We start from the raw sequence: 4,184 nt of genomic DNA on the forward strand, positions 1-4,184 counted from the left end.
CCGAAGGTTTGGGTTATCGAGGTTAGAGGTGCCGGCATTATAGCGGATGATATTATCTGAATCCACGCGTAGATTAGAATTAATCCAGCGCTCCCAGTAATTATTCTGATTATCCCAGAAATAGAGGCTGGAGGCGGCTTGAAAACCACCCGAAACAGGTGTAGCCGGAGAAGCAGTCATCTGCACCGGAACCTCAACTACGGGTACTCCCACAATCTCAAACGGTATCCAGTCATAACCTTCTTTGGTCGTGGAAGTGCCGATAAGCCCTGTGGGATTTTTTACCGTAAGTCGGAATCTGTGAGCGCCTGGGGAAAGTAGATTGCTTATCTGGAAGTTGAAGTTAGCATTAAGTTTTGTGCCTTTTGGTAATTCCTGCGACTCCGTATTCATATTGATAGGTTTGATTAAATCCTGACGGTCTCTTATTGATCCATTTTCATCATAGGCATAATTCCCTGCTGAATTTATCTCTACACTAATACTGCAAGAACCTGCTAGATAATCTTGAATTTTGCCGGTGATATAAAAATTCTCTTTTGACCCCAGGTAGTATAAGCTATAAGTGCCCGGCGTAACAGTAGATGTCCCAAGTGTTACACAAGGCGTATCGTATGTCTTTGTTCCTTTATCTGGGATGCCGTCGAGGGATTGCAGGATTTTGTCATGTTGGTTTGGCGACTGGCCATGTTCACCTTTGTTCCCATCTGCTATCGTTATTACCTCATCCCAGGGGATAGTTTGTTCAGGCTGAGACCACCAATGTGCTTTATATTCTGAGCGTTGACTCTTCTCTGAGACAACTGTATCAGAATCGATATAGTTATTTGGCACTATTACCCATTTATCTTTCTCTTCATCATAAACCCGTTTTTGTGCTTTACCGACGATAGCGATATATTCAATCCCTGGTGGCATATCTGTAGTATTTACTTCTTTAATAAATTTACTCCATGGAACTAAATCACAGGGAGCACCTTTAAGTGTAATCATACTTTTTAGCTGTGCCTTGAAGAGATTCCACTTATATTTGGATAATAGCCCACCGTACACTACTCCTGTGAGGACATAATTATAAGGTGAGTTAAGTGGATTAAAGGGAACATATAGTGTTGTCCAGGCAAATGGTGCCAATATACTACCGGTATGCGGGGTACCAATAGTGATAAAGCGTTTGACTTTATCCGCATTATTCTGCTGGAGATAGTATCTACCAAGTAATCCACCCTGGGAATGACCAACGATAATTAGTTTACCACCATCCTTTTTCCAATTATCACCATAATATGCTTTTAATATTTCTTCTACTTTCTTATCTAACTCTGGATAATTACTCTTAATCGGCTTAATACTCCCACTCCTATCCTCCCCTCCATAATCAAACGTCTCTAAATAGAGCTTGGCCGGAGATTTCTCGCCATTGGGGTACTCAAACCAGGTGACACCTCCACCTTTAGGAATTTTGGGATCAGTAACTATTGATTCTTCACTATTAAACTTTTTCTCTCTATATCCGAAGTACTGTTTTAACTTAGGAATAGATTCTTCCCATGTAAGCATATTAGCATTTATCCCGTGAATAAATAGTACAGGCATAGGAGCATAAGTGGTACAACTACCCCATGTAAGTTCTTCTGCACTTACTTTGCTGATTAACAAACATACTACCAAAACTCCATAGAAATAAAGTTTTTTCATGACTTTTTACCTCCTTACCAAATATTATCTGGTCTTTTGTAAACAAAATGTTTAGGATGTTTAATATCATCAAATAGATATATTTCATCTCCTGTCAATACATCAATAGATTTAAAGCCCATTCCAACCATTCTCCTTCCGTCCTGTGATAAATAACCATATTTTTCAAATCTTGTAATAAAATTACCTTCTAAATCAACTTTTCCCCATCCTCTACAACTACTTACGAAGAGTGATTTTCCATCAGGAAACCAACTAACAACATTACTTCCTTTAATCACCTTTCTCCTCTCACTCCCATCTGGTTTCATGACCCAAATCCACCCTTTACAGACAAAGGCAATTAAGTCACCTTTTGGTGACCAGATGGGGGAAGTAACCCATATATCTACTTCTTCAGTAAATATTTTATTTTTATTACTTCCATTTGCATCCATCACCCAGAGACTATCATAATATTCAAGCGGTCCTTTGAAAAATCCATCTTTTCCTCTCTCTCCTTTTACTATCTGTATACGATACACTATTCTATTCCCATCAGGTGACCAAGATGGATGGGTTCCATCAGGACTAATACATTTCTCATTAATACCATCTATCTCAATAGTCCATATACCACTTTTATCGCCTATATTATAAACCAGTTTTTTTGTCGTAATACAGTAATCTAAATAAGTATCACTAAGGGATGTTATCTCCAAATATCTTCTATATTCCTTTTTATATGCCCTTCTTGCCTTCTTACCTAATAGTTCTGTTATCTCTTTCTTCTCCGTCCCATCATAATTCATCGTGCAAAGAAAATACTTTACATCATAGACAAAGTAATTACCACCGGTCACCATACTTGGTTTTTCAGTTACCTTAGCAAAGGTGACACATTTAATAAAATAAATCTTATTATCCTCACCCCAACACGGTGCATGATAAGAGATAGAATCACTCTCCCAGACTTTACCAGACAACGGTAATACTCCCCTACCATAAACAGACACAGTAACAAAGACTAACCCTACCATTAATCCTGATAACATTACTTTTTTATACATCTTCCTCCTCCTATAATATACCCAAACAAATCAGGTTTGCAATAATTATTTGAACCACGAAGCAGACGAAGAGCACGAAGGAATTAAAGTATTCTTTGATCTTCGTCGCCTTCGTGATCTTCGTGGTTATAAAAACAGTTATCTGTTTTTGCAAATCTGTTGCTTGCGGGTATATCTATAGTTCAAATTCATTATCTAATATACCACTATTTAATTTTATATCCGAAAATACTGCTTCAGTGGTTATAATAATCTCATCTAAGAATTTTGTCTCTAAATATTTAGTAGGTATATAAATATCATCTTCTACCACTATCTCTCTTACTTCTGTTCTGACCATAAGAACATCATCAGGGTCATAAATTTCTGTCTTCATTATCACTCCCTTGTTATAATCTACATATATTAATATCTTGCCATGTTCCTCCTCTATCTTTGGAGTAATCTCAATGACATAAATATTATCTATCTCATCTTTTAGTATATTATTAAATCCCTTCATAAACTTATCTGGTGAACTATATAAATTTAAACCGGATATATCAATATCTAATGTGTCACTTATAATTTGGCTATATACACCTATTTCTTCAGAAGATAAGTATAGGGTATCGCCATTAAGTATAAAGGTAGTTGGTGTCCCGGTAATAGATGTAATCTTTACCTTATCAGGTTTCTTTTGCATAAATATTCTTTCAGTTGGTCCAAATGTTTCCACAATAGTCTCTGTCCCCGTAGTAATAGTAATCGTTCCCCAATCAATCCTCTTCGCCCGCATATCCTCAATCTTAGCAAAATTCTCGGCTACTCTTTGGAGGATTTGGTCTGGAGTGGGCGTAGTCGAAGCGAAAAACTCAGCTCTGATTGCCTTTGTATCATAACCTTGTGCATCTAACTCATTAAGCAGGTCAAGGATAGTGTAGCCAGAGTGGTTGAGGACAATGGTTGGTGCCTCCAGTGCCGTCCAGATTTTTTTCATCGGGATGCGGTAGAGTGCCTGAGATATTGCCAGGGCAGATGTTGTTCCGCGATGTGTAGATTGTGACACATCAAAGATTAGCCCCTTTGCAATCACGGGTAATTCTACTATCGGTGTGCCGCGCACCGCCGCACTAAACCGCATACAAAAACCATCTACAAACGCCTGCTCCGGACTCATCGTATAGGTTATTGAGGCAATGGGTAACTTGTAGTCAGAATAACCCTGCCCATACTGCCGATTGGTGTAATGAGTTAATAAGGCATTACCATAAGCCTGTATGATTTTATCCTCATTAAACTCATCCTCCCTATTTCCATTGACCAATAGTCGATAGATACCTGCCGTGTTACTGCCAAAACAAGTAATTCCATCATTGGTTAAATCTGCATTTTGCGCCCAGGCAAGATTTATGGTCGGATTAAAACCCTGTTGATTGGATAAAGCCTGGCTATAAT

Annotated in this window: 3 protein-coding genes; all 3 read right to left on the bottom strand. The window is 38.2% G+C overall.

From position 1 onward, the window contains the following. On the bottom strand, positions 1-1,698 hold a 1,698-nt coding region (locus AB1414_16650; protein ID MEW6609048.1), incomplete at its 3' end, for an alpha/beta fold hydrolase. Between the two features lie 14 nt (positions 1,699-1,712). After that, positions 1,713-2,747, bottom strand: a complete 1,035-nt coding sequence (locus tag AB1414_16655) for a hypothetical protein (protein MEW6609049.1) — start codon at positions 2,745-2,747, stop codon at positions 1,713-1,715. 175 nt (positions 2,748-2,922) lie between these two features. Next, positions 2,923-4,184: hypothetical protein (locus AB1414_16660; protein MEW6609050.1), on the bottom strand; the 1,262-nt coding region annotated here is incomplete at its 5' end.

It is taken from the genome of bacterium (assembly GCA_040755795.1).
In the GTDB taxonomy this organism is placed as follows: domain Bacteria; phylum UBA9089; class CG2-30-40-21; order CG2-30-40-21; family SBAY01; genus JBFLXS01.

Coding starts and splice junctions, on each gene's coding strand:
- AB1414_16655 (MEW6609049.1), bottom strand. CDS start 2,747: ATGTATAAAAAAGTAATGTTATCAGGATTAATGGTAGGGTTAGTCTTT.